25 protein-coding genes and 1 riboswitch are annotated in these 25,299 nt (G+C 45.4%); of the genes, 13 read left to right on the forward strand and 12 right to left on the reverse strand.

The features are described 5' to 3' along the window. Positions 1 to 7: 7 nt before the first annotated feature. Both leuD and L1076_RS19600 read left to right on the forward strand, forming a co-directional pair. Positions 8 to 610: a 3-isopropylmalate dehydratase small subunit gene (leuD, locus tag L1076_RS19595; protein ID WP_042599780.1), complete on the forward strand. Its 603-nt coding sequence runs from the start codon at positions 8 to 10 to the stop codon at positions 608 to 610. A 135-nt stretch (positions 611 to 745) separates the two neighbouring features. After that, the gene (locus L1076_RS19600) at positions 746 to 1,528 is read left to right on the forward strand and encodes a DUF547 domain-containing protein (protein WP_237304311.1); all 783 of its coding nucleotides are present in this window, start codon (positions 746 to 748) and stop codon (positions 1,526 to 1,528) included. A gap of 144 nt (positions 1,529 to 1,672) precedes the next feature. Here L1076_RS19600 and djlA read toward each other — a convergent pair whose 3' ends face one another. After that, on the reverse strand, positions 1,673 to 2,527 hold the full coding sequence (gene djlA, locus L1076_RS19605; RefSeq protein WP_038866131.1) for a co-chaperone DjlA: 855 nt from the start codon (positions 2,525 to 2,527) through the stop codon (positions 1,673 to 1,675). Positions 2,528 to 2,796: 269 nt separating this feature from the next. Here djlA and lptD point away from each other — a divergent pair, with 269 nt between their 5' ends. The 6 genes from lptD to apaH all read left to right on the forward strand — a co-directional run bounded on the left by lptD (position 2,797) and on the right by apaH (position 9,558). Further along, positions 2,797 to 5,142, forward strand: coding sequence for an LPS assembly protein LptD (lptD, locus tag L1076_RS19610; RefSeq protein ID WP_038866130.1), 2,346 nt, complete (start codon positions 2,797 to 2,799; stop codon positions 5,140 to 5,142). A 62-nt stretch (positions 5,143 to 5,204) separates the two neighbouring features. Beyond that, positions 5,205 to 6,488, forward strand: coding sequence for a peptidylprolyl isomerase SurA (gene surA / locus L1076_RS19615; RefSeq protein WP_038866129.1), 1,284 nt, complete (start codon positions 5,205 to 5,207; stop codon positions 6,486 to 6,488). After that, positions 6,478 to 7,476, forward strand: coding sequence for a 4-hydroxythreonine-4-phosphate dehydrogenase PdxA (gene pdxA / locus L1076_RS19620; protein ID WP_038866128.1), 999 nt, complete (start codon positions 6,478 to 6,480; stop codon positions 7,474 to 7,476). The genes surA and pdxA overlap by 11 nt, the downstream gene beginning before the upstream one ends. Continuing rightward, the gene (rsmA, locus tag L1076_RS19625; RefSeq protein WP_038866127.1) at positions 7,473 to 8,285 is read left to right on the forward strand and encodes a 16S rRNA (adenine(1518)-N(6)/adenine(1519)-N(6))-dimethyltransferase RsmA; all 813 of its coding nucleotides are present in this window, start codon (positions 7,473 to 7,475) and stop codon (positions 8,283 to 8,285) included. Before pdxA ends, rsmA begins: the two co-directional genes overlap by 4 nt. A gap of 73 nt (positions 8,286 to 8,358) precedes the next feature. After that, positions 8,359 to 8,739, forward strand: a complete 381-nt coding sequence (apaG, locus tag L1076_RS19630; protein WP_038866126.1) for a Co2+/Mg2+ efflux protein ApaG — start codon at positions 8,359 to 8,361, stop codon at positions 8,737 to 8,739. Positions 8,740 to 8,751: 12 nt separating this feature from the next. Next, positions 8,752 to 9,558, forward strand: coding sequence for a bis(5'-nucleosyl)-tetraphosphatase (symmetrical) ApaH (apaH, locus tag L1076_RS19635; protein ID WP_042604289.1), 807 nt, complete (start codon positions 8,752 to 8,754; stop codon positions 9,556 to 9,558). Positions 9,559 to 9,625: 67 nt separating this feature from the next. Here the strand turns inward: apaH and folA are convergent, their stop codons facing one another. The 6 genes from folA to rplU all read right to left on the reverse strand — a co-directional run bounded on the left by folA (position 9,626) and on the right by rplU (position 13,558). After that, the gene (folA, locus tag L1076_RS19640) at positions 9,626 to 10,105 is read right to left on the reverse strand and encodes a type 3 dihydrofolate reductase (protein ID WP_038866123.1); all 480 of its coding nucleotides are present in this window, start codon (positions 10,103 to 10,105) and stop codon (positions 9,626 to 9,628) included. 9 nt (positions 10,106 to 10,114) lie between these two features. Beyond that, the gene (locus tag L1076_RS19645; protein ID WP_038866121.1) at positions 10,115 to 10,588 is read right to left on the reverse strand and encodes a threonine/serine exporter family protein; all 474 of its coding nucleotides are present in this window, start codon (positions 10,586 to 10,588) and stop codon (positions 10,115 to 10,117) included. Continuing rightward, positions 10,588 to 11,391 (reverse strand): threonine/serine exporter family protein, encoded by an 804-nt coding sequence (locus L1076_RS19650; RefSeq protein ID WP_042599784.1) that lies wholly within the window; start codon positions 11,389 to 11,391, stop codon positions 10,588 to 10,590. Before L1076_RS19650 ends, L1076_RS19645 begins: the two co-directional genes overlap by 1 nt. A gap of 193 nt (positions 11,392 to 11,584) precedes the next feature. Further along, a complete protein-coding gene (cgtA, locus tag L1076_RS19655; protein WP_038866120.1) occupies positions 11,585 to 12,760 on the reverse strand; it encodes an Obg family GTPase CgtA in 1,176 nt (391 codons plus the stop codon). Positions 12,761 to 12,968: 208 nt separating this feature from the next. Continuing rightward, positions 12,969 to 13,226 carry a 50S ribosomal protein L27 gene (gene rpmA / locus L1076_RS19660; protein WP_005383095.1) on the reverse strand — a complete coding sequence of 86 codons (258 nt, stop codon included), beginning with the start codon at positions 13,224 to 13,226 and terminating at the stop codon, positions 12,969 to 12,971. Positions 13,227 to 13,246: 20 nt separating this feature from the next. After that, complete coding sequence (gene rplU / locus L1076_RS19665; protein WP_038866119.1) at positions 13,247 to 13,558, reverse strand: 50S ribosomal protein L21; 312 nt, start codon at positions 13,556 to 13,558, stop codon at positions 13,247 to 13,249. A gap of 257 nt (positions 13,559 to 13,815) precedes the next feature. Between rplU and ispB the strand changes: the two genes are divergently transcribed. Beyond that, on the forward strand, positions 13,816 to 14,787 hold the full coding sequence (gene ispB / locus L1076_RS19670; protein ID WP_038866118.1) for an octaprenyl diphosphate synthase: 972 nt from the start codon (positions 13,816 to 13,818) through the stop codon (positions 14,785 to 14,787). Between the two features lie 82 nt (positions 14,788 to 14,869). On the opposite strand, the gene L1076_RS19675 is transcribed toward ispB, so the two are convergent. Next, positions 14,870 to 15,061 carry a hypothetical protein gene (locus L1076_RS19675; RefSeq protein ID WP_038866116.1) on the reverse strand — a complete coding sequence of 64 codons (192 nt, stop codon included), beginning with the start codon at positions 15,059 to 15,061 and terminating at the stop codon, positions 14,870 to 14,872. A gap of 122 nt (positions 15,062 to 15,183) precedes the next feature. Continuing rightward, positions 15,184 to 16,119: a malate dehydrogenase gene (mdh, locus tag L1076_RS19680; RefSeq protein WP_038866113.1), complete on the reverse strand. Its 936-nt coding sequence runs from the start codon at positions 16,117 to 16,119 to the stop codon at positions 15,184 to 15,186. 358 nt (positions 16,120 to 16,477) lie between these two features. Between mdh and argR the strand changes: the two genes are divergently transcribed. From argR to L1076_RS19700, 4 genes are all read left to right on the forward strand, one after another. Next, on the forward strand, positions 16,478 to 16,948 hold the full coding sequence (gene argR, locus L1076_RS19685; RefSeq protein WP_005430583.1) for a transcriptional regulator ArgR: 471 nt from the start codon (positions 16,478 to 16,480) through the stop codon (positions 16,946 to 16,948). Between the two features lie 384 nt (positions 16,949 to 17,332). Then, positions 17,333 to 18,301, forward strand: coding sequence for a TAXI family TRAP transporter solute-binding subunit (locus L1076_RS19690; protein ID WP_009707802.1), 969 nt, complete (start codon positions 17,333 to 17,335; stop codon positions 18,299 to 18,301). A gap of 310 nt (positions 18,302 to 18,611) precedes the next feature. Then, entirely contained in the window at positions 18,612 to 21,191 is a 2,580-nt protein-coding gene (locus L1076_RS19695) for a TRAP transporter permease (protein ID WP_038866109.1), read from the forward strand. A gap of 44 nt (positions 21,192 to 21,235) precedes the next feature. Next, positions 21,236 to 21,673, forward strand: a complete 438-nt coding sequence (locus L1076_RS19700; protein WP_005437370.1) for a universal stress protein — start codon at positions 21,236 to 21,238, stop codon at positions 21,671 to 21,673. A gap of 93 nt (positions 21,674 to 21,766) precedes the next feature. Here L1076_RS19700 and thiQ read toward each other — a convergent pair whose 3' ends face one another. The 3 genes from thiQ to thiB are packed head-to-tail and all read right to left on the reverse strand — an operon-like array spanning position 21,767 to position 25,064. Further along, complete coding sequence (gene thiQ / locus L1076_RS19705) at positions 21,767 to 22,471, reverse strand: thiamine ABC transporter ATP-binding protein (protein ID WP_237304312.1); 705 nt, start codon at positions 22,469 to 22,471, stop codon at positions 21,767 to 21,769. After that, on the reverse strand, positions 22,471 to 24,057 hold the full coding sequence (thiP, locus tag L1076_RS19710) for a thiamine/thiamine pyrophosphate ABC transporter permease ThiP (protein ID WP_237304313.1): 1,587 nt from the start codon (positions 24,055 to 24,057) through the stop codon (positions 22,471 to 22,473). The genes thiQ and thiP overlap by 1 nt, the downstream gene beginning before the upstream one ends. A gap of 14 nt (positions 24,058 to 24,071) precedes the next feature. Beyond that, positions 24,072 to 25,064 carry a thiamine ABC transporter substrate binding subunit gene (gene thiB / locus L1076_RS19715; RefSeq protein WP_038866104.1) on the reverse strand — a complete coding sequence of 331 codons (993 nt, stop codon included), beginning with the start codon at positions 25,062 to 25,064 and terminating at the stop codon, positions 24,072 to 24,074. Between the two features lie 68 nt (positions 25,065 to 25,132). After that, positions 25,133 to 25,282: riboswitch (TPP riboswitch) on the reverse strand. Positions 25,283 to 25,299 lie beyond the last annotated feature (17 nt).

Raw genomic sequence — 25,299 nt, forward strand, 5'->3', positions numbered from 1 at the left:
AGAACAGATGTCAGGTTTTAAACAACACACAGGCTTAGTTGTTCCTCTAGATGCAGCGAACGTAGATACTGATGCCATCATTCCAAAACAGTTCCTACAAAAGGTCTCTCGCCTAGGGTTTGGTAAGCACCTATTCCATGACTGGCGATTCCTAGATGATGCTGGCGAACAACCGAACCCAGAGTTCGTGATGAACGCTCCTCGCTACAAAGGCGCTTCTATCCTGCTAGCGCGTGAAAACTTCGGTTGTGGTTCATCTCGTGAACACGCGCCGTGGGCACTAGCGGATTACGGCATCAAAGCGATGATCGCACCAAGCTTTGCCGATATTTTTTACGGTAACTCGATCAACAACCAAATGGTGCCAGTTCGTTTGACTGAACAAGAAGTGGATGAAATCTTCCAGTTTGTTGAGGCTAACGAAGGCGCAGAAGTGGAAGTGGACCTAGAAGCGAATGTGGTTCGTGCCAACGGCAAAGAATATGGTTTTGAAATCGATTCGTTCCGTCGTCACTGCTTACTAAACGGTTTGGACAACATTGGTTTAACCCTTCAACACGAAGATAAGATTGCCGAGTACGAAGCGAAGATCCCGAGCTTCTTAAGCTAATTAAAATCGCAATTTAAACAAATAAAAGGTTGGCTTATGCCAGCCTTTTTTCTTTTATTTTCATTGCCTCAAGAAAGAAACTTCGCCTTATGCAGGTCTACAATATCAATAAGGTTTTAACCCAAAGGTATCTCTATGAAGCGTCTGTTATTGCTCTTGTGTGCTCTCGTTTCTTTCTCAACATTTTCCGCACCTAAATCGGATTTGTGGCCGTATTGGAAACAATCGAATCAAGCTAGCCAAACCAAGATTTCTCATCAAGAGTGGCAACAACTGCTCGATGCTTATTTAGTTGAACAAGGTGAGAATACTTTGTTTCGCTATAGCAAAGTCACGACCTCCGACAAAGCGAAGTTAAAGCAGTACATCCAAAGGCTCGCAAAACTCGGCCCTCTACAGTACAACCAAGCGGAGCAATACGCCTACTGGGTAAACCTTTACAACGCCATCACTGTCAACTTAATCCTAGATAACTATCCTGTCGAGTCGATTACCAAACTTGGTGGGCTATTTAGCTTTGGTCCTTGGGGGGATGATGTGGTCGTGGTCAATGGGAAGGATCTGACTTTAAACGATATTGAGCATCGTATTTTGCGCCCGATTTGGAATGACCCAAGAACCCATTACGCGGTTAACTGTGCCAGCTTAGGATGCCCTAACCTGCAGTCTCAAGCATTCACTGCTGACAACACGCAAGCTCTACTGGATAGTGCCGCTAAAACATTTATCAACAGCAGCAAAGGCGTATCTATCCAAGGTAACACGGCACAGCTGTCTTCTATTTATGATTGGTTTGCAACGGACTTTGGTGGAGAAAAACAAATCTTCAAACACATTGCAAAGTACGCACCACAATACAAAAACTTCTCTGGCAAAGTGAAATACGAATACGATTGGACCTTAAATCAAGCTAACTAAAGAAGTTACTAATAGGCTAATACGCTTTGGGCTTCCCATAACCGAAAAGCAAAAGGACACCAGTAAACCAAACGCTGAGTATAAGAACGAGAAAAGGGCACTGAGTGCCCTTTTTGTTTTTGAAGCTTGATAGAAAACGTCCGACTACTTAAAACCTTTCACTTTCTTTATCAGATCGTAAGCATTTTGAATTTCTTGCGATTTTTCTTTTGCGACGTTCATCATCTCAGGTGGTAAGCCCTTCGCCATCAACTTATCTGGGTGATGCTCATTCATCAACTTACGGTAAGCACGCTTCACCGTTTTACTGTCCGCATCTGAGTTAACATCCAAAATCTTGTAGGCATCAGCCAACTGATCCGCTTGTGAAGCTTGTTGCCAACCAGCTGATTGGTATTGTCCCTGCTGCTGGCCATGGAAACCACCTTGGCTTTGAAAACGAAACGCGGCTTCTTGCATGTGCAGGCGACGCTCTAATTGCTCTGAAGAGAAACCTAAACCGCGGGCAATTTTATGCAGGACATTACGTTCACTCGGATGAATCGAGCCATCAGCAAACGCAGCAGAGATCTGAAGCTCCAAGAAAAATTGCAATAAATCAAAACGCCCTGCTGAAGAGATTTTCACGCGAACCAATACATCTTCAAGCGGAAAATCACTCTCTTTACCATCACGGAACGCTTCTTGTGCCGCACGACGTTGCTCGCCATGTAAACTCATACGGTCCATCATCGCAGACGCTAGTTGAATCTCTTCTTTGGTGACTTGACCTTTGGCTTTAGCCACATGTCCCATAACTGCGAATGCAGCTTTAAAAAATTCTTCCTGACGTTGTGCCTGGCTAGGACCTTTACCAAAGCCCCCCGTCGAAAAACCCGCTTGGCTTAAACGACGTGCTTTATCGAATTGATGACCGATAAATAGACCAAACAATAAACCGAATGGGCCACCGAGTAACAAGCCAAAAAAGGCACCCAAGATTTTGCCAAAAATATGCATTATGTGTTCTCTATCAATGAATTTTTATCGACGACGGCGGTCTTATAGTGCCGGACGCAACGATTTCCTTTATGATAATGGAATTAGTTTTATTACGGTCAGGCTATTTCGCCTGCTTATCTTTGCAGCTATTTTATATTGGCATTATGCCACAGCGAATCCATGCTCTGGGATAATTGCAAACTATAGTTGATTCATTTGGCTATATAGCGAGGGTACAACAAGCCCTATAGCCATCGAGTAGTAGTGACACAGGAAAGTTCAATTCAATGCAACATTTCTCCCGCACATGTTTAGCGGCCTCTATCAGCACCGCCTTGTTTGTACCCACCACTCAAGCTGAAGCGAATATCCATGATAGTGTGCAGGAAATGCCCACCACAGATCAATGTTTGGTCGAGACAAGTGGTGAGGAGGACGCGCTTAATTCCCCAGTGGTTGTTCAAGCTGATAGTCTACAAGCCATCAATGGCGATAAGGCTCAGTACTCTGGCAACGTAGAAGTTACGCAAGGTCCAAAGAAAATCACCGCCGATAGCGTAACGCTTCATCAACAAGATAACGTGGTCGTGGCAGAAGGCAATGTAACCTTCAATGACGGTCAGGTTAAAGCACGTTCAGATCGTGTTACCAACGACATCAATCAAGATACGTTTTCGCTTGAAAACACCAACTACCAGTTCTTGTGCCAACAAGGTCGCGGTACCGCTGCGTACATCGCCCGTACTGGTCAGTCAGTGTACGAACTTGAAGATGGTTCGATTACCTCTTGTCCTCAAGGTGACAACTCTTGGCGCTTAGTTGCTTCGGGCATCGATGTTGATCAAGATGAAGAGACGGCAACGTTACATCACCCACGTTTTGAGATCATGGACGTCCCTGTTTTCTACGTGCCGTACATGACGATGCCAATTGGTGACACGCGTAAAACGGGCTTCCTATTCCCATCCATGTCATACGGCTCTAGCGACGGTATGGAAGTTGAACTTCCTTTCTACTGGAATATCGCGCCGCAATACGACATGACACTTACTCCGCTCTACATGCAGAAACGTGGCACCAAGCTTGACTCTGATTTCCGTTACCTAACCGAAGGTTGGGGTGAAGGTGAAATCAAAGGCGAGTACATGAGCAGCGACAAACGCTACGAGGACGAATCTCGTTGGGGTTACCAATTCAAACACGATGGCATCATCAACAAACAGTGGGTGGTCAGTGTTGATTACTCAAAAGTGAGTGACATCGACTACTTCCGTGACCTGGATTCTGACATTGGTAACCGAGAAGACGGCCAATTGCTTCAAGAAGGCGAAGTACAGTACCGTTCAGACTTCTGGGACGCCTCTTTGTCTGTCCGAGATTTCCAGATACTTTTGAAAGAAGAAAACCAACCGTACCGTCTATTGCCGCAGCTGGACTTGAACTACTACACCCCACTTTTGGGTAACTACGTCAACTTTGACGTGAAGAGCCAGATCAGCCGTTTTGACACTGACGATACAGCGAAGCCTGACGCGACTCGTGTGCACGTAGAGCCAGGCCTCACGATTCCTCTATCAAACTCTTGGGCGACATGGACCACAGAAGCTCGCGTATTATCGACCTACTACTCCCAAGATCTGAGTGGCTTAACAGACACCGATCTAAGAAATCAACTCGATGAGACCGTATCGCGTGTTATTCCAGAATTCCGCACACATGCTCAGATGTACTTGGAGCGTGATACCAGCTGGATAGAAGGCTACACACAAACATTGGAACCACAGCTTCAGTATTTGTATGTACCAGATGAAGACCAAACTAACATCTACAACTACGATACGACGTTACTGCAAACTGACTACTACGGTCTATTCCGCAGTCGTAAATACAGTGGTATCGATAAAATCGCGTCAGCAAACCAGTTAAGCTACGGTGCAAGTACGCGTTTCTTTGATGATGATTACAAAGAACGTCTTAACGTTTCGTTTGGTCAGATCTACTACTTCGATAAGAAAACCAAGATCAGCAATAATCCGAGCCTACCGGATGAGACCTCAAACTACTCATCATGGGCGGTTGAAACTGATTTCAACTACAACGATTACTTGTTCTATCACGGTGGTATCCAGTATGACATCGACCTGAGCTCGATGCAGTTGGCGAACAGCACTCTGGAATACCAATTTAACGGTGGCTTCATTCAAGGTAACTACCGTTACGTTACTCGTGAATACATTGAAGATACGATCATTCTCGAAAACCTCGACACAATCACTCGTAAAGGTATTTCACAAGCAGGTATCGTAGCCGCGTATGAATTCAACCCGAGTTGGTCGGCAAGCGGCCAGTACTACTACGACTTAAACGAAAACATCGATATGGAATGGCTTGCCAGCCTCCGCTACCAATCAGATTGTTGGTACTTCGGTCTAACTTACTCAAACCAATTATTGGGCTGGGATGACAAAGCAATCGGAAGCGACGGTGCTTCTCCAGAATACGAAAACAACATCAGCGTTAACTTCGGTATTCAAGGCTTTGCCACCAATCAACGTGCGATTACCGCAGAAAAAGAACTTGATGGTTCGGACAACGCGATCAAATACGGTCGTCCATTCTATTTGAACAATTAATCGAATTGAGCGTCTTAACTACTAGTAAGACGCTCAACTCTATAATACTGACGGAATTTTAAATGAAAATTTGGAAATCAATCATCTTCACAACCCTATTCTCTTTAGGTGTTAATGCTGCACCTGTAGAGCTTGATCAGGTTGCTGTTATCGTCAACGACGGTGTGATTTTACAAAGCGACATCAACACTGCAATGAAAACACTTCAAGCTAATGCTCGTCAGAGCGGTAAGAGCTTACCTTCAGCAAGCGTGTTGAAAGACCAAGTGGTTGAGAAACTGATCATTGATACGCTTCAAGGTCAAGAGGCTGAACGTATCGGCGTACGAATTGATGACAACCGCTTGAATCAAGCGATTGCAGAAATCGCTCGTAACAACAACCAAAGCGTTGAGCAACTTGCCGCCTCTGTCCAAGCTGAAGGGTTAAGCTACTCTGAATTCCGCGAACAAATTCGTAAAGAGATCGCCGCGTCTGAAGCTCGTAATGCACTTGTACGTCGTCGTATCAACATTCTCCCAGCGGAAGTCGATAGCCTAGCAGAACAACTTGCAACAGAAACCAATGCAACCGTTCAATACAAAATCGGTCATATCCAATTGCGTTTCTCTGACGATAAAGACAAGTCAGAAGTCGAAGCAGAAGCGAATGCATTAGTGAAAAAATTGAAAGATGGTGCGGATTTCTCGCAAATGGCCTACACCTACTCAAAAGGTCCAAAAGCCTTGCAAGGTGGTGACTGGGGTTGGATGCGTAAAGAAGAAATGCCAACTATCTTCGCAGACCAAATCAAAATGCAAAACAAAGGCAGCATCATTGGTCCATTCCGCAGCGGTATTGGCTTCCACATCCTAAAAGTAGAAGATGTAAAAGGCCTAGAAACAGTCGCGGTCACAGAAGTCAATGCTCGACATATTCTGATCAAACCGACCGTTATCCTAAGTGATGATGGTGCGAAGAAGCAGCTAAATGAATTCATTCGTCGCATTAAAGCGGGTGAAGCAACCTTTGCTCAATTGGCAACACAATACAGCCAAGATCCAGGTTCTGCAGCACAAGACGGTGAACTGGGCTACCAAACACCAGACCTATACGTACCAGAATTTAAACACCAAGTTGAAACATTGCCTGTAGGTTCAATCAGTGAACCATTCAAAACTGTACACGGCTGGCACATTGTTGAAGTTTTAGACCGTCGTCAAGTTGACCGCACTGACTCAGCAATGAAAAACAAAGCCTACCGCATTCTTTTCAACCGTAAGTTTAACGAAGAAGCAGGCGCATGGATGCAAGAACTACGAGCAAGCGCGTTTGTTGAAATCGTGGATAACAATGATGGCAACTAATTCGATTCGAAGAATCGTCGTAACCGCAGGGGAACCTGCGGGGATCGGCCCTGATTTGGTGCTGGCCTTATCAAAGGAAGACTGGGCGCACCAAATCGTCGTTTGTGCAGACAAGAATGTCTTAGCAGAAAGAGCTAAACAGCTCGGCATAGACGTTCAACTGTTTGATTACAATCCAGAAGAAGCACCAAAAGCGCAACAAGCTGGCACATTAATCGTAGACCACATTGAAATCGCTGAAACCGCGGTTGCAGGTCAACTTAATGAAGCCAACGGCCACTACGTATTAAAAACGTTAGAAAGAGCCGCTTTGGGCTGTATGAATGATGAATTTGATGCTATTGTCACCGGCCCTGTACATAAGGGGGTGATAAATCGCTCAGGTGTTGCATTCAGTGGTCACACTGAATTCTTTGCTGAAAAGTCCAATACACCATTGGTCGTGATGATGTTAGCGACTGAAGGACTGCGAGTGGCACTCGTCACCACGCATATTCCTCTGGCTTACGTATCAAAAGCCGTTACGGAAGAGCGATTAGAAAAAATCATCGATATTCTTCATAAAGATCTTGTAGAAAAATTTGCCATCTCGCAACCAAACATCTATGTTTGCGGGCTAAATCCACATGCGGGAGAAGATGGCTGTTTAGGTCGCGAAGAGATCGAAACCATCACTCCGACATTGGAAAAGATTCGACAAGAAAAAGGAATCAATCTGATTGGCCCTTTGCCGGCAGATACCATTTTCAATGAAAAGTATTTAAACGATGCTGATGCTGTTTTAGGTATGTACCACGATCAAGTGTTGCCTGTATTAAAATACAAAGGCTTTGGTCGTTCAGTAAACATTACACTTGGTCTACCATTTATAAGAACCTCGGTGGATCACGGTACTGCATTAGAACTGGCAGGGACAGGTCAAGCGGATACAGGGAGCTTCCGAACAGCGCTCACGCATGCGATAGAATTGGTAGAGAAGAAACAATGAGAAATGATGTCCATTTAGGACACAAAGCGCGTAAACGTTTTGGTCAAAACTTCCTGAACGATCCATACATTATTGACGGTATCGTATCATCAATTAACCCAAGACCTGGCCAGAACCTTGTTGAGATCGGTCCAGGCCTTGGTGCAATTACAGAACCTGTGGGTCGCGAAGTCGACAAGTTCACGGTTATTGAACTCGACCGAGATCTAGCAGAACGTCTACGCAACCATCCAGAGTTAGCTGACAAACTGACTATTCATGAAGGCGATGCTATGCGCTTTGACTTCACGCAGTTAGTGAAGCCAAACAACAAGCTACGTATCTTCGGTAACTTGCCATACAACATCTCGACACCATTGATGTTCCACCTATTTGAATTCCATAAAGACATTCAAGACATGCACTTTATGCTTCAAAAAGAAGTGGTAAACCGTTTAGCCGCAGGCCCAGGCAGCAAGGCTTACGGCCGCCTAACGGTAATGGCTCAGTACTACTGTAAAGTTGTACCTGTTCTAGAAGTACCACCAACAGCGTTTGTACCGCCACCGAAAGTTGATTCAGCAGTCGTACGCTTAGTGCCTTACGAAGTCCTTCCGCACCCTGCGAAAGATTTGCGTTTGTTGGAGCGCGTATGTCGCGAAGGCTTTAACCAGCGTCGTAAGACCGTTCGTAACTGCTACAAGTCGCTATTGAGTACAGAAGTATTGGAAGAGTTGGGCGTAAACCCAAGTATGCGTCCAGAAAACCTAACGCTACAACAGTTTGTCGCCATGGCGAACTGGCTTGCGGATAACCCGCAGCACCAATAACTCAAACGATGAGCCAAACCCTTCGCGGTTTGGCTTATTATTATTGAGATAATCCGTTTTTCGAGGAGTGCACATGGACGTCATTCAACCTTGCATCAAGATTCAAGTTCACACCAAATACATTGAAGAACAGTCCAACCCAGAACTGCAACGTTTTATTTTCGCCTACGTCATCACCATCAAAAACCTCAGCCAACAAACCGTACAATTACTCAGTCGTCGCTGGTTAATTACGGATTCAAATGGCAAACAAATGACGGTAGAAGGCGAAGGTGTTGTCGGACAACAGCCCTTTATTCCTAGCAATGATGAATACACCTACAGTAGCGGTACTGCATTAGAAACTCCAGTAGGTGTCATGCAAGGACACTACATGATGTTGGATGAGAAGGGACAAGAGTTTCTCACCGAAATAGACCCTTTCCGACTTGCTGTTCCCAATGTCCTAAATTAATCAGGAGAGTCAGTGGCTACCTACATCGTTGGTGACATTCAAGGCTGTTTCGATGAACTGCAACAGTTACTAGAACACGTTAATTTCTCAACTCAACACGATCAACTTTGGCTTGCTGGTGACCTGGTGGCAAGAGGGCCGAAGTCATTAGAAACACTGCGCTTTGTTAAATCCCTTGGCGACAGCGCTAAAGTTGTCCTCGGCAATCACGATCTGCACCTAATGGCGGTTTCTAAAGGCTTAAAGAAGGTGAAGGACAAAGATAAAACCGCACCTATCTTTTCCGCACCAGATAAAGATGATCTACTCACTTGGTTAGCACAGCAACCACTCATGGCGGAACACGATGAGTTCGTTATGTGTCATGCGGGCATCTCACCTTTATGGGATCTACAGACGGCTCGAGCATGTGCACGTGAGGTCGAGGCGATAATTCAGAGTGAGCAACTGCATTGGTTACTGGAAAATATGTACAGCAACCAACCTGATCTTTGGGAGGAATCTCTATCAGGCTTAGATCGCTATCGCTATACCATCAATGCATTTACCCGTATGCGCTTTTGCTTTCCCGATGGCCGCTTGGATATGGACTGTAAACTTCCACCACAAGAAGTTTCAGAAGATGAGCTTGTTCCTTGGTTTAAACTGCCACAACGTGTGCCTTTAGAAAAAGCGGTCTTATTTGGTCACTGGGCAGCACTGCAAGGCTACATTGAAGAGAGCATTATTGGCCTTGATACGGGCTGTGTTTGGGGTGGCTCATTAACTATGATTCGCTGGGAAGATAAGCAAGTTTTCACCCAAGAAGCACTCAGTTAACAATTCGAATTAGCGGACTAGAAAACAAAAAGCACCGTATTGACGGTGCTTCTCTTATTCTAGCTGGTTACTTTTCTAGAACGGTGAAACGCATGTTATACGCATTTTTTTCATCCGCTTGATACGCTTCAGAGTATGTTTCTTTAAACTCATTCCCCCAATCTGGGAACTGAGTATCACCCTCGATTTCAGCTTCAATATGAGTGACATATAGCTTATTTGCTATTGCCAAGCATGCAGCGTAAATCGCGCCACCACCAATGATCATCACTTCTTCACTGTCACCAGCAACCTCAAGCGCCTGCTCAATCGACGTAACAGTCGTGACACCTTCAATGGAAAGTGAAGTATCACGGCTGATGACAATATTCAAACGGCCAGGTAAAGGACGTCCGATTGATTCATAAGTTTTACGTCCCATCACAACAGGCTTACCCATTGTACAACGCTTAAACCATGCAAAGTCTGCCGGAAGATGCCAAGGCATCTGGTTGTCTTTACCGATGATACGGTTGTCTGCCATCGCGGCAATCATGCTGATGATCATATTGGGTCCTTATACTATGGGTCTGCGGCGATAGAATAACAGCCCCGGAACCGCCAAGCCAACCGCTAAGCCTGCAATAATAAACATCGCCTTAAGAAAGTTCTCCATACATGTCGCAATTAACTCTGGCGAATAACCCAAGTGGTTTATCTCCACCATAGCAATCATGGCTTTAAAGGCAAATACACCGGGCACCATTGGGATCAAAGCTGCAACAGTAAAAACTTTGGGATGAGCAAGAAAGCGATGCGACCAATGTACGCCGATTAAGCCAACAAGGGTCGCAGCAAAAAAGCTCGCCCACTCAATCGGCAAGCCAAAGTGCATCATCAAATAGCGACTGCCATGACCAATCGCACCACCTACGGCACAATAAACTAAAGCGCGCTGTGGCACGTTAAACACCATGGCAAAACCCACTGCAGGAATCGCCGCAAAAAACATATCATTCAGCAGGCCAAGTGCGAGTTCAAATACACTCATTAGCTCATCCACCCCCAAATACCGGTGACTTCCATCGCTGCTACGATGCCAAGTGAAGTTGCTAATGTCAGTAGACTTGCCATGGTAAATCTCGCGATGCCCATATTGATGTGGCCTTTAAGCATGTCTGCAACGGAGTTAATCAGAGGGAAGCCCGGTACTAACATCAGGACCGAAGATGCCATTGCTACCGTAGGTAAATTACCAATTTCAAAGATCACGGCTTGAGCGGAAATCAGCGTTGTGACGAATGCTGTGGCGGCGAAATTAAGTAGAGGATTAAAATGTCGATGCCCAATCTCTTGTCTGACGATCATACCACCAGCAGAGGCGAGGAACGTCATGCCGAAGACTCCCCAATCTCCTCCAGCTAGATGACTAAAGGCAGCACAAGAAAGACCAATCATAAATACGACTAACCAGCGGTTATAGCGCTCTGGGCTGATGGTATTGAGTTTCTTCTGTGCCATTTTCACATCGAGTAAACCGCGCTCCATCATGATACAGATACGCTGAATTTGCGTAATGACACGCATGTTAATTCCACGATCGGCACAGCTTCTTGTGGTAGTAATGCAATGATCGTCCATCACCGTTGTGACCACCAAGGCATTGGCAGACAGTGCAACAGCAACATCGCTAACGCCACTCGCAAACCCAATGCGCTGCATAATATCGCTCACCAGCGTACTTTCTGCACCGTGTGCTAATAACATTTGCCCGGCTTGAGCCACGAGCCGAGAAATGGCTCTTTGATTGGACGCCGCCATAGCTTCTTCAGGCGGCATAGCTTCCGATGTCATAAATACTTCCTAAGTCCATTTATACCCAAGTAACCTCCCCCTTGGGAGGGTGTCATTGACCCCGCTCTGAATCCTACATCTTGAAGTCACTTGGGTATATTTTATTATTGTGCCGTAAAACACATCGTCTAAACATGATTTAGATACAAAAAAAGCCGCAATATACATTGCGGCTTAATGAAATAACTAGCGATTAGTCACGGACGTAAACAACGTGACCGTCGTCTTCTTCATCGTCCCAGTCATCCCAATCGTCGTCATCTTCTTCAGTGATCACATCTTTACCAGCGATGGCATCTTTATGGTAATCATCCCACATGAAGTTCACTTTATCTTCTTCAGCAACTTCTTCCTCTTCACGAGGTAGGTTTTCCATAAAGTCAGCTAGCTTGTAGCAAAGCTCTTTAGTGCCGTTACGGTTGATTGCAGAGATCTTAAAGAACTCATCTTCCCAACCAAGCGCATCCAAGATCTCTTGGATCTTTTCATTCGCTTCTTCTTCCGGCATAAGATCAGTCTTGTTGAAGACTAACCAACGAGGTTTACCAGCAAGTTTTTCACTGTACTGCTCTAGCTCATCAATGATGGTTAGGGCATTTTGAATTGGGTCTGACTGATCGATCGGCATGATATCAATCATGTGCAGTAATACGCGGCAACGCTCTAGGTGCTTAAGGAAGCGAATACCTAGACCAGCACCGTCAGCGGCACCTTCGATTAGACCAGGAATATCAGCAACTACAAAGCTTTTCTCAGGTACGACACTCACTACACCCAAGCTTGGGATTAGCGTAGTAAATGGGTAATCTGCTACTTTTGGTTTTGCTGCTGATACTGCGCGGATAAAGGTTGATTTACCTGCGTTAGGTAGACCAAGCATACCAACATCAGCCAATAGCAATAGCTCTAGACGGATTTCACGAATTTCACCTTTAGTACCTAGCGTTCTCTGACGAGGAGCGCGGTTTACTGAAGATTTAAAACGCGTGTTACCAAGACCGTGCCAGCCGCCTTTCGCGACCATCACTTTCTTGCCGTGTTCAGCAACTTCTGCAACGATTTCATTAGTGTGGATATCAACTGCGCGCGTACCTACAGGAACACGCATTGTGATGTCTTTACCACGTTTACCCGTACAGTTACCACCACGACCATTTTCACCGCGTTCTGCTTCGTAAAAGCGTTGGAAACGGTAATCGATCAGGGTATTTAGGTTTTCATCGGCTTGGATGTATACATCACCGCCATCACCACCATCGCCGCCATCAGGGCCGCCTTTAGTGATGAATTTTTCACGCCAGAAACTTACAACGCCGCTACCGCCGTCACCAGCCTGAACTTTTACTACCGCTTCATCTACGAACTTCATCTTTTACTCCGACTACTTCGTGCGTGGATTTAATCTGACTTATCATCAAACAATTTTAGCAGATGACAGATCTAAGCACCCTGAACCTACCAATAAGGTAAAAACGAGAAACTTGAATATGTCGACTGCTACAAATAAAAAACCCCGCCGAATCGGCAGGGCTTTTGAATTCAGCTTTAAAGCTTAAATAATTAACCTAAAAGGTAAATTACTCAGCTTCGATGCTTACAAACTTACGGTTTTTAGGACCTTTAACCTCGAACTTCACTTTACCTTCAGTAAGAGCGAATAGAGTGTGGTCTTTACCGATACCTACGTTGTTACCAGCGTGGAACTTAGTACCACGTTGACGTACGATGATGTTACCTGCAAGAACAGACTCACCACCGAAACGCTTAACACCAAGGCGTTTGCTTTCTGAATCGCGGCCGTTACGAGTAGAACCACCAGCTTTTTTGTGTGCCATTGTTAAACTCTCCTAATAGATTAAGCGTTGATACCAGTGATCTTCACTTCAGTGAACCACTGACGATGACCCTGTTGCTTACGAGAGTGCTTACGACGACGGAACTTAACGATTTTAACTTTATCGCCACGACCGTGTTGTACAACTTCAGCAACAACTTTGCCGCCCTCTACAAGAGGAGCGCCAACTTTGATGTCTTCGCCGTTAGCAACAAGAAGAACTGTATCAAATTCAACAGTTGCACCAGTTTCAACGTCTAATTTCTCTAAACGAAGAGTTTGACCTTCGCTTACACGGTGTTGTTTACCACCAGATTGGAAAACAGCGTACATATTTTACTCCGCTTTTTCCGCACAGCCTTTTCATGAGGGTGTGCGCTAAACTAATCATCAATAGGGCGCAGATTCTACAGAAGAGATGCCCCTATGACAAGCCATATTTTGAAAAAATTGGCGAAAAGCTAATCGCCAAAGAAAAGTGCGGCAATCATGCCCTTTAGTAATGTATTAATCAACGTTTTTTAGTGTATTATTCGACAATTATATAAATCGAATAAGCCTTGCAGGGTCTAACTTCAGCCGGATATACGATGGATTTTAAAACTATCCAAGCGCTTACTGCCGATGACATGGCAAAAGTGAATGAAACAATTCAAGCCCAACTAAATTCTGATGTCTCTTTAATCAACCAGCTCGGTTTCTATATCGTGAGTGGTGGAGGCAAACGCTTAAGACCACTTCTGGCGATATTGTCAGCACGTGCTCTTGGTTACCAAGGTAACGGCCATACAATGGCAGCGGCGTTTATCGAGTTCATCCACACAGCAACACTGTTGCACGATGATGTGGTAGACGAATCAGACATGCGCCGTGGTAAAGCGACAGCAAACGCTGCGTTTGGTAATGCCGCTAGCGTGTTAGTTGGGGACTTTATTTATACTCGCTCATTCCAAATGATGACTGAGCTAGGATCAATGAAGATCCTTAAACTAATGAGTGACGCAGTTAATGTAATCGCAGAGGGTGAGGTTCAGCAGTTAATGAACTGCAATGATCCTGACACGACAGAAGAAAGCTACATGCAGGTCATCTACTCTAAGACCGCACGTTTGTTTGAGTCTGCAACCCAAATTGGTGCGATTCTTAACGATGCTCCTGAAGAAGTAGAAGTCGCTTTCCAAAACTACGGTAAATATTTGGGTACAGCATTCCAACTGATCGATGACGTGATGGATTACACGTCTGACGGTGAGGATATGGGTAAGAATGTTGGTGATGATTTAGCTGAAGGCAAACCAACGCTTCCTCTACTTCATGCCATGCGCAATACCACCCCAGAGAATGCACAGATGATCCGTGAGGCTATCGAAAAAGCCAACGGTATGGATCACTTGGATGACATTCTTGCTGTAATGAAAGTAGCCGGCTCACTTGAGTACACAACGCAGAAAGCACTAGAAGAAGCAGACAAAGCGATTGCAGAACTCGCAATCTTGCCAGAGTCAGAGTACAAGCAAGCGCTTATTACACTGGCTCACATGTCAGTGAACCGCACTAGTTAACGGCATAAAATAGACCCACAATAAAAAGGAAGAGCATGGCTCTTCCTTTTTGTGTACCTCAAATTCTTCTCACCGCTACCATCTAATAGTATCTATCGCAGCTATCGTGAAGCTGTGGGTTATCTTCAATTTCGTCGAAACTGACCGCCAACTGCTCTTCCGAACCTTGTTTGGCAAGAAGCACTGTCTCCGCCTCTTGATCAACCACTAAGATTGTTCCGACGCCTTGTTGGCATTCCACCACCATACCTTTACGGATTCGATTGGCTTCCATCATCTTCTCCCTCACAAAGTTGTTTGATTCAGACTCTGTTACGCGAGATAAAATGAAAGGATCAAAAAAGCCGATCTAAGATCGGCTTTCTTCTTTATATAGCTTTCTCTTTGTAGAGACGCTTATTTAGCGAATTCAACACCAATGTTGATATCGCCATTTAGCGTTTCCAACATACCATCAAGTGCTGACTTCTCGTAGTCACTTAGTGCGCCATAGCTTAGTACTTCTTCTACGCCGTCTTTACCCAGTTTAACTGGTTGTGCAAAGTAAGTCGCATGTTCACTGCCACCTTCCACGTATGCACATTCTACTACGCCTTCTTCACCTTGAAGTGCTCGTACTAGAGCAAGACCGAAGCGACATGCTGCTTGACCCATAGACAGAGTCGCGCTACCGCCACCCGCTTTTGCTTCAACAACTTCTGTACCCGCATTTTGGATACGTTTCGTTAGCGCTTCTACTTCTTCAGCGGTGAACTCAACACCTTCTACTTGAGATAGAAGAGGAAGAATAGTCACACCAGAGTGGCCACCGATAACAGGAACGCGAACGTCACCTGGATCTTTATCTTTTAGTTCAGCCACGAAGGTTTCTGAGCGGATAACGTCTAGCGTTGTAACACCAAACAGTTTGCGCTTATCGTACACACCGGCTTTCTTTAATACTTCCGCAGCGATTGGCACTGTGGTGTTCACTGGGTTAGTGATAATACCCACGCATGCCGTTGGACATACTACTGCAATCTTTTCTGCTAGTGACTTAACGATACCAGCATTTACATTAAATAGATCAGCACGATCCATACCAGGCTTACGTGCGACACCAGCTGAGATAAGAACCACGTCAGCACCTTCTAGTGCAGGCGTTGGATCTTCACCAGCGTAACCTTTAATAGATACTGGTGTCGGGATATGGCTAAGATCTGCAGCCACACCAGGAGTTACTGGAGCAATATCATATAGGGCTAAATCTGAACCTGCAGGAAGACGGTTCTTAAGTAGAAGGGCCAGAGCTTGACCGATGCCGCCAGCGGCACCAATAACGGCTACTTTCATGTAGTTCTCCTTGAGAGTATTTCTCTTATAAACGTATTCGTAGGGTATTTTGTAACCAACTGAAATAAAGCTATCGGAATCACAACTTGATTACAATCAATTAACGCCAGCTTTGCGACCTCGCGCAACTCGCTGTTATCGTGCTACAAACAAAGGTCTGATTATTGGTTTATTCTGTTGAAATGACAAGAAATTCAATGCAATAAATAGGTCAACGATTTCATACTTAAAGAACCCTATCCTGTTTAGGGTTTACAGTGATGGAATTAACATAATGCCGTGAGTTTTTGGCACTGCATGAATATCTATGCGAGAATATGCAAAATTGCTGACCTGTAATAAGAGAATCATAACGACTATGCGCAATTCAGAAAAACAAGATAACTTAGTTCGCGCTTTTAAAGCCTTATTAAAAGAAGAAAGCTTTGGCTCACAGGGTGAGATCGTTGATGCATTAAAACAACAAGGTTTCGAAAGCATCAACCAATCTAAAGTCTCCCGTATGCTGACCAAATTTGGTGCGGTACGTACACGTAACGCAAAAATGGAGATGGTTTACTGTCTGCCAGCAGAGCTTGGAGTTCCTACGGTAAGCAGCTCTTTACGTGAACTTGTACTGGATATTGACCACAACGCTGCGTTAGTCGTTATCCATACTGGTCCAGGTGCTGCACAATTGATTGCTCGCCTACTTGATTCACTAGGCAAATCAGAAGGCATTTTGGGTGTCGTTGCAGGTGATGACACCATCTTTATTACCCCAACAATGCCAGTTTCAACAGAACAATTGTTCAAATCAGTGTGTGAGCTTTTCGAATACACAGGCTAAGTAACTGTTTGTGGGCTATGAAATTAGTTGAATTTTGTAGCCCATAAATTATGTAAACAAAATGATTCCAACGTCTATTTTTTACCCACCTTATTTGTGAACATTATCACGCTATTGATTTTTTTAACACCCTCACACAAAATCGGCATAAGTAACTGTTATAAAACAGATTAGCTTGCGAATTTATCCCCACATACTGTCGCAAGCTTTAGACTTATTCGCTATAACTTTTAACAATCGGATAATTTTCTGCCAATTTTTTGTTATGATTCGCTCGCTTTTTCAAACGATTGGATTGGAAAAGATGCCGTTTCCAAATAGGAAACTCCTGAAGTAATTTACAGTTATTTCTGGGTTAATAATGAATATAAGGAAGGGAAATTCATGGCATTTAACAAACTTCTTAAAGTAGGCGCAATCGCTGCAGCAGTTATGGGTGCAGGCGCAGTTAACGCTCAAGAGTTTATTACTATCGGTACTGGCTCAGTAACAGGTGTTTACTACCCTACTGGTGGTGCTATTTGTAAATTGGTAAACAAAGGTCGTAAAGATCACAACATTCGTTGTTCAGTAGAATCGACTGGCGGCTCAATTTACAACGTCAACACTATCCGTGCTGGCGAGCTAGATTTTGGTATCGTGCAATCGGACTGGCAATACCATGGCTACAACGGTACGAGCAAGTTTGCTGAACAAGGCCCGTACAAAAAACTGCGTGCAATGTTCTCTCTTCATACAGAACCTTTTAACATCATCGCACGTGCAGATTCTGGTATCGAAAACGTTCAAGACCTAAAAGGTAAACGTGTAAACATCGGTAACCCTGGTTCTGGTGACCGCGCGACAATGGGCGTAGTGATGGATGCAATGGGCTGGACTAACGACAGCTTTAAACTTGCATCAGAACTAAAAGGCTCAGAACGTTCTCAAGCGCTGTGTGATAACAAGATCGACGCGTTTATCTACATGGTTGGCCACCCGAACGGTTCAATCAAAGAAGCAACAACCTCTTGTGATGCGAAGCTAGTTCCTGCAACTGGTCCAGAAATCGAGAAAATCGTTGCTAACAACCCATACTACGCATTCAGCACAGTGCCTGCTGGTATGTACCGTGGTACAGATAAAGACGTAAACAGCTTTGGTGTTGCGGCAACAATGGTAACGACTTCTGATGTTTCAGATGACGTGGCTTACAACGTTGCTAAAGCTGTGTTCGAAAACTTCGATACATTCAAACGTCTACACCCTGCATTTGCAAACCTGAAAAAAGAAGACATGGTGAAAGCTGGTCTTTCAATCCCTCTTCACCCAGGTGCAGAGAAGTACTACAAAGAAGTAGGTCTGCTTAAGTAAGCAGCTACTGACTCCAAGCTCAGGCAGAGAAGGATGGTTTTCTGCCTGATTGAGTATGCTGGTCGAACACCTTCTTCCAGCATGCTTTGTTCAATTTGCTTTATGCAATCTGCCGATTTCTTTTTCGGAAGTCGCGCTCACACACCTAAAAAAAGAAAACGCACATGCCCTCCTCTCATAAATCAATGAGTTGAAGGACTGTAGCGATTCACTCGAAAGCAAACTTCGCTCTATTCACTACACTGTTAAAGCGAAGCGCGGTTCTCGATACACAATACAGACAGGACCATCAATAATAAGGAAAAAGTACATGGCGACGAACAACACTCCGTCACAAGATGTGCAAGAAATGGTGGCTCAGGCAGACACAGGTGCACGTAGCCCAATGGGCTTGCAAGGTCGAATCTTATGGTTCGTTCCACTGTGCTGGTCGCTATTTCAATTATGGTACGCGTCTCCGCTACCATTTATTTTTAATTTTGGCGTACTCAACGACACTGAAGCGCGAGCAATCCATTTAACTTTTGCTACTTTTCTCGCTTTCACTGCTTATCCAGCCATGAAAAACTCTCCACGAGATCATATCCCTCTTATTGATTGGATATTGGCACTCGCAGGCAGTTTTGCAGCGGCTTACATTTACATCTTCTATACCGAACTCGCCGGCCGTTCTGGCGCCCCAACCACGGTTGATATCGTGGTATCCGTCACAGGTATGGCGTTACTACTTGAAGCAACTCGTCGAGCTCTCGGTCCACCGCTTATGGTGGTTGCTGCGGTATTCCTAACTTACACCTTTGCTGGCCCATACATGCCAGATGTGATTGCTCATAAAGGCGCGAGCTTGAACAAAGCCATGTCGCACCTTTGGCTAACAACTGAAGGCGTATTTGGTGTTGCACTGGGTGTATCAACTTCTTTCGTATTCTTGTTTGTACTGTTTGGTGCCATGCTAGAGCGTGCGGGCGCAGGTGCGTACTTCATTAAAGTCGCGTTCTCGCTACTTGGTCATATGAAAGGTGGCCCTGCGAAAGCTGCGGTAGTCGCTTCTGGCTTGTCTGGTCTGGTTTCAGGTTCTTCCATCGCTAACGTAGTAACGACAGGTACGTTTACGATTCCACTCATGAAGCGTGTTGGCTTCCCGGGAACGAAAGCGGGTGCGGTAGAAGTAGCAGCATCAACCAACGGTCAGCTGACACCGCCTATCATGGGTGCTGCCGCATTCTTAATGGTGGAATACGTTGGTATCTCCTACGTTGAAGTTATCAAAGCAGCTCTACTCCCTGCGCTTATCTCTTATATTGCACTGATTTACATCGTTCACCTTGAAGCGTGTAAAGCAGGCATGACAGGACTTCCTCGTCGCCATACCCCTACGCTTGTGCAGAGCTTGCTGTCCTTCACTGGTACGATTTTGGGCCTATGTGTTATCAGCGCTTTGGTTTACTACGGTGTGGGTTGGACGAAAGATGTCTTTGGTGATGCAGCAACCCCTATCGTGACCGTCGTACTTCTAATTGCTTATGTGGGTCTTGTAAAGATTTCCGCTAACCACGCAAAAGATGGGGCGATTGAAATCGATGCTGAACTGACTGAGGTACCAGACCCAGGTCCGACGATTAAATCTGGTTTGCACTTTTTATTGCCTATAGTGGTACTGGTTTGGTGTTTGACGGTGGAACGTTTCTCTCCAGGTCTATCTGCATTCTGGGCAACGGTGTTTATGATCTTCATCTTGCTGACACAACGCCCTTTGATTGCGTTGCTATCTAAAGAAGGCGATCTTGTCGAACAAACCAAAAACGGCTTTGTTGACCTAGCAGAAAGCTTAGTATCTGGTGCGCGCAACATGATCGGTATCGGTGTCGCAACCGCTGCTGCCGGTACGGTTGTTGGTGTGGTAACGCTGACTGGTATTGGCCTTGTCATGACCGACTTTGTCGAGTTCATCTCGGGCGGTAGCATTATCCTAATGTTGCTGTTTACCGCGGTCATTAGTTTGATTCTGGGTATGGGCCTACCAACGACGGCCAACTACATTGTGGTTTCAACCTTGATGGCACCGGTTATCGTAACGCTTGGTGCGGCACACGGTTTGATCATCCCACTGATTGCGGTCCACTTGTTTGTGTTCTACTTCGGTATTCTGGCCGATGATACACCACCTGTTGGCTTAGCGGCATTTGCGGCCGCAGCGATTGCAAAGTCAGATCCAATTCGAACTGGTATTCAAGGCTTTACCTATGATATTCGAACCGCAATCCTGCCTTTCATGTTTGTCTTCAATACTCAGCTATTGTTGATGGGTATCGACTCATGGTGGCATTTAGCATTGACCGTGATCTCTTCAATCATTGCGATGTTAATCTTCTCAGCGGCAACACAAGGTTGGTGGTTCACACGTAATAAGTGGTGGGAAACCGTCTTACTATTGGTATTGACCTTCTCATTCTTCCGCCCTGGATTTTGGTGGGACATGTTGTACCCAGCGAAAGTTCTTTCCCCTGGGGTTGAGATAGCTCAAATCACGGAAGGGCTAAATGTAGGAGAATCCATTGAGCTACGAGTCGCAGGTGAAAATCTAGAAGGTGATTACGTAGAGAAAACGGTACGTCTTCCGTTCGAAGATAAAGCAAAAACCGCTGAAGAGCGCATCTCTTCTATGGGTCTAATGCTAACCGAGAACGACGGCAAAATGATCGTAGACATGGTCGAGTTTGGTAGTCCGGCAGAATCGTCTGGCGTCGACTTCGACTGGGAGATCAAATGGATCGTTCAAGACGCTGAGCGCCCAATGAAAGAATGGGTATTTGTGCCTTGCTTAATGATCTTGCTGGTACTTGCCATGAACCAAAAACGTCGTGCTCGTAAGGAACAGTTGAGCGCATAACCGATTAGGCCCCGAGGATAAGGGGCCATGATGAGAGACACTGAATGTATAAACAAATTCTTGTGCCGGTTGATCTAAATGACCAAGGCTTCTCTGACCGAGCTGTTGAGTTGGCTGTTTGGCAAGCTAAACAAGCCAACGCGGAAGTTCACTTACTGACTGTACTGCCCGGTATCCACATGTCGATGGTCGCGACTTACTTCCCGAAAGATGCGGCGGCGAAGATGAAGCAAGATGTGAAGCAGCAGCTAAAAACATTTGCCGATCAACACATCGATGATGAAGTGATTTACAAAGTCCACGTTGCAGAAGGCAAAGCGTATGCAACCATCCTTGATTACGCTGAGCGCTTAGGCGCAGACCTCATCATTATGCCAAGCCACAAACGTTCGAAGATCAATAAAGTGATGTTAGGCTCAGTCGCAAGCAAAGTTGTTGAAAACTCACCAATCAATGTGATGGTAGTGAAGCCACAAGGCTAACGTACTCATTCAAACTCCCAAAATAGAAAAAGGTTGATGCTCGCATCAACCTTTTGTTTTTCTTACGCCTTATTCATCAATATAAACAACGCTCTACCCTGCCGCTCGCACAAACGCGGTTAAAACATCGCTAGAGTGCGATAACGTTAATTCACCAATCTCACCTGACGCTTCTACCTGACCACCTGCCACAAATGCAAAATGACTAGCAATCGCTCTGGCGTCACTTAAGTGGTGCGTCACCATCAAAACGGTAATGCCACGCTCAGCAGCAAGCTGTTTAACCAATATCAGCATCTCTTCACGCAACACGGGATCGAGAGCTGAGAAAGGTTCATCGAGCAGCCACATCGGATGCGGCTGAACAAAACATCGGGCGAGAGCCACACGCTGACGCTGGCCCCCAGAAAGGTGTTCAGGTAAGCGGTCCAGATACTCTGCTACACCCACTTGTCTTGCCGCTTGCTCGACAAGAAGCTTTTGGTCTGCCGTAAGCTTTAACCCCGGATGCAAGCCCAAACCGATGTTGTCTCTTACTGACAGGTGAGCAAACAGGTTATGTTCTTGGAACAACATTGAGAACGGACGCTGATACGGCTCATTACTTACGATAGATTCACCATCAACCAGAATATCGCCTTGGTCTGGATTGATGAAACCAGCAACTAACGCCAATAAGGTTGATTTGCCAGCCCCGCTCGGTCCCATCAGTGATACGATTTGCCCACGTTGAATGTCTAAGTTAAAACGAAACAGTTCACGTTGATAGGTGTACTGCACATCTTCCAACACTAACATTACGCTCTCTCCTTCGTTTTCAATACTTTTTCAATCACAGCAAAACAACCGACGCTGAGTAACAACAAGGTAACCGACACAACAGCCGCAGCATCCATCTGATAACTGCCGAGCAATTGGAATAGGTACAACGGCAAGGTTCTAAACTCTTGCCCACCAAACAAAGCAATCGCACTCAAGTCACCAATCGCAAACATAAAGCTGATAGCAAAAGCATGTGCAAATGGCTTGCGCAGTGCTTGCCACTCCACCACTCTAAAACGTTGCCAACCACGCATACCCAAACTGGCACAGACATACTGATATTGCTGCTCAATGTGCAACATAGGTTGAGATAAAGTCTTAATGACATATGGCAAGGCCATCAAACCATTAACCAAAATAACCACAAAAAACGCTAAGCTGAATACATCGGTAAATGAGCGCAGCAATAGGAACAATCCCGTACTGATCACTAAGCCCGGCGTCACCAAAATGATGGTACCAATAAGCTCAATTTGATCAGCGCGAGTATTTTTATACTGCAAACGCCAACGTCGGCTAGTCAGCAAAATCGATACGCCAGCGGCCACGGCAAGAGAACTCGCCAGTACCGCAACTTTGAGTGAATTGAACAGTGCAGACCAAAAACGCTCATCACTCAATACTGGCCAAACTTGTTGGTTGATACCACTGAAGACCACCATCAAAAGTGGCGGTATTACTAGTAAAAAGGCACCTATGATCCAAAAGCTATCCCAAGCTTTTGACCACCCATGATCCTTCGTTAAATATTGCTGTACCGATGTGCTGCCAGTGCTTACTGAGACTGGCTTCGTCAACTTTTGTACGCCAATTGCTAACAAGCCGCACAACAACATTTGCCACAGTGCCAAAAGCGCCCCGGCTTGCAGATCAAAGTCGAACTTAATTGCCTGATAAATGGCAAGCTCAATAGTGGTCGATTTCGGTCCGCCGCCTAACGCCATCACGGTGGCAAAACTGGTAAAGCAAAGCATAAACACCAAGCCGCTTACGTGTGGCAATTGCTGCCTTAGGCGTGGCCATTCCACCCAGCGAAATTTATCCCAATGGCTCATTCCAAGGTGTGCACACAGTTTATGTTGCTCTGCTGGGATAGATTCTAATGCCTGCAAAAGTAAGCGCGCGGCATAAGGCATATTGAAGAACACATGCGCAAGTAGAATACCGTTCAGACCATAAATGGAAAACGGCAGCTCCGCATCGATACTTTTCAGCCATTGAGCTAGCAAACCGCTATTACCGTAAATCGCCAATAAGCCGAATACGCCAACCAGTACAGGCAAAACTAAAGTGGACGCAAACAATTTTAATAGTAGAGACTTACCAAAGAACTCACGTCGAGAAAGCGCATGCGCAACGGGAATAGCAAAGCCAACACTCAATAGTGTAGAGAGAAAAGCTTGGTAGAAGCTGAACTTGGTGACGTGCTGATAGTATGGGTCTCCCCATACCATAGACACATCAAGTGAAGGCGCTTGGACAAGCAAAGCACCCAGGGCAGAAATAACAAAGGTCGCGATAATCATCGCGACCCCTAACCCTATTTTCGGAACAGAATTCAAAAGTAGAACCTATGTTAGAACGTCAATGCGCTTTGCCATTCGCGAATCCAAGTCTTGCGCATTTTCGCGACTTCGTCTGCACTAAAGCTCAATGGTTTGCTTGGTACGCTCAGAGTTTCAAAGCCTTTTGGTAACTCAACGTTAGTTACTGGGTACATCCAGTTACCTGTTGGCATCGCAGATTGGAAATCATCACTCAAAATAAAGTCCATGAACTCATCTGCTAACTTCGAATTTTTTGAGCCTTTGACCTTAGCCGCCACCTCCACTTGCATGTAGTGTCCTTCGGAAAAATTTGCGCTTGCGTATTTCGCGTCATCTTCTGCAATCAAATGGTACGCGGGAGAGGTCGTGTAAGACAGCACGAGATCGGACTCACCGTTCAAAAACATAGAGTAAGCTTCTGACCAGCCTTTAGTAACCGTAACTGTTTTCGTTGCCAGTTGCTTCCACGCTTGAGTCGCATCATCGCCATAGATGGACTTCATCCACAACATCAAGCCTTGACCCGGAGTCGAAGTGCGAGGGTCTTGGTAAATCACTTTCAGATCATCACGCTCTTCCACCAGCTCTTTCATGCTTTTTGGAGGATTCACCAACTTCTCCTTGTTGTATACAAACGCAAAGTAGCCGTAATCGTACGGTACGAAGGTCTTATCGTCCCAACCATTAGGTAGCGTAGTCTTTGAGGTATCAACATTATGCTCAGCCAGAAGCCCGGTCTTTTTCGCTTCCGCCATCAGGTTATTATCCAAACCTAACACGATATCCGCTTTGCTATTGTTTCCTTCCAAACGAAGGCGGTTAAGGATTGAAACACCGTCGTCCAGCGCAACAAAATTAACGTCGCAACCGCATTTGGCTTCGAATGCTTTTTCGACTTTAGGACCCGGTCCCCAATCGGCAGCAAAAGAATCGTATGTGTAGACAGTTAGGGTGTTTTCAGCGGCAAACGCCGAAGTAGAAGTGATGGTTGCAAGGGCAATCAGACTAAGAGTGGTTTTCACTGCTCGCTCTCCATTTGCATTATTAACATGAGTTGAGCGGCACAGGGTTGAGGCGGTATTTAGGACTTCCAATATCCAGACTCAATTCCTACGCCAGCATTATCTGGTTCAGGTAATACGGGTCCCTGCCTGCTCAACAATGTTAAACAATTAGGTCTCAGCGCTCCTTGGCATTGACAAGGTCAATACCTGATGGGTTTGCTCCCCGATGAGTTGGATGGATTGTAAAGATCTT

The sequence above is a fragment of the Vibrio sp. MMG023 genome, from assembly GCF_021654215.1.
Lineage (GTDB): Bacteria > Pseudomonadota > Gammaproteobacteria > Enterobacterales > Vibrionaceae > Vibrio > Vibrio jasicida.

Excerpts from the sequence above, each read along its gene's own strand:
- leuD (WP_042599780.1), top strand. The coding sequence starts at position 8 with ATGTCAGGTTTTAAACAACACACAGGCTTAGTTGTTCCTCTAGATGCA.
- L1076_RS19600 (WP_237304311.1), top strand. The coding sequence starts at position 746 with ATGAAGCGTCTGTTATTGCTCTTGTGTGCTCTCGTTTCTTTCTCAACA.
- djlA (WP_038866131.1), bottom strand. The coding sequence starts at position 2,527 with ATGCATATTTTTGGCAAAATCTTGGGTGCCTTTTTTGGCTTGTTACTC.
- lptD (WP_038866130.1), top strand. The coding sequence starts at position 2,797 with ATGCAACATTTCTCCCGCACATGTTTAGCGGCCTCTATCAGCACCGCC.
- surA (WP_038866129.1), top strand. The coding sequence starts at position 5,205 with ATGAAAATTTGGAAATCAATCATCTTCACAACCCTATTCTCTTTAGGT.
- pdxA (WP_038866128.1), top strand. The coding sequence starts at position 6,478 with ATGGCAACTAATTCGATTCGAAGAATCGTCGTAACCGCAGGGGAACCT.
- rsmA (WP_038866127.1), top strand. The coding sequence starts at position 7,473 with ATGAGAAATGATGTCCATTTAGGACACAAAGCGCGTAAACGTTTTGGT.
- apaG (WP_038866126.1), top strand. The coding sequence starts at position 8,359 with ATGGACGTCATTCAACCTTGCATCAAGATTCAAGTTCACACCAAATAC.
- folA (WP_038866123.1), bottom strand. The coding sequence starts at position 10,105 with ATGATCATCAGCATGATTGCCGCGATGGCAGACAACCGTATCATCGGT.
- L1076_RS19645 (WP_038866121.1), bottom strand. The coding sequence starts at position 10,588 with ATGAGTGTATTTGAACTCGCACTTGGCCTGCTGAATGATATGTTTTTT.
- L1076_RS19650 (WP_042599784.1), bottom strand. The coding sequence starts at position 11,391 with ATGACATCGGAAGCTATGCCGCCTGAAGAAGCTATGGCGGCGTCCAAT.
- cgtA (WP_038866120.1), bottom strand. The coding sequence starts at position 12,760 with ATGAAGTTCGTAGATGAAGCGGTAGTAAAAGTTCAGGCTGGTGACGGC.
- rpmA (WP_005383095.1), bottom strand. The coding sequence starts at position 13,226 with ATGGCACACAAAAAAGCTGGTGGTTCTACTCGTAACGGCCGCGATTCA.
- rplU (WP_038866119.1), bottom strand. The coding sequence starts at position 13,558 with ATGTACGCTGTTTTCCAATCTGGTGGTAAACAACACCGTGTAAGCGAA.
- ispB (WP_038866118.1), top strand. The coding sequence starts at position 13,816 with ATGGATTTTAAAACTATCCAAGCGCTTACTGCCGATGACATGGCAAAA.
- L1076_RS19675 (WP_038866116.1), bottom strand. The coding sequence starts at position 15,061 with ATGGAAGCCAATCGAATCCGTAAAGGTATGGTGGTGGAATGCCAACAA.
- mdh (WP_038866113.1), bottom strand. The coding sequence starts at position 16,119 with ATGAAAGTAGCCGTTATTGGTGCCGCTGGCGGCATCGGTCAAGCTCTG.
- argR (WP_005430583.1), top strand. The coding sequence starts at position 16,478 with ATGCGCAATTCAGAAAAACAAGATAACTTAGTTCGCGCTTTTAAAGCC.
- L1076_RS19690 (WP_009707802.1), top strand. The coding sequence starts at position 17,333 with ATGGCATTTAACAAACTTCTTAAAGTAGGCGCAATCGCTGCAGCAGTT.
- L1076_RS19695 (WP_038866109.1), top strand. The coding sequence starts at position 18,612 with ATGGCGACGAACAACACTCCGTCACAAGATGTGCAAGAAATGGTGGCT.
- L1076_RS19700 (WP_005437370.1), top strand. The coding sequence starts at position 21,236 with ATGTATAAACAAATTCTTGTGCCGGTTGATCTAAATGACCAAGGCTTC.
- thiQ (WP_237304312.1), bottom strand. The coding sequence starts at position 22,471 with ATGTTAGTGTTGGAAGATGTGCAGTACACCTATCAACGTGAACTGTTT.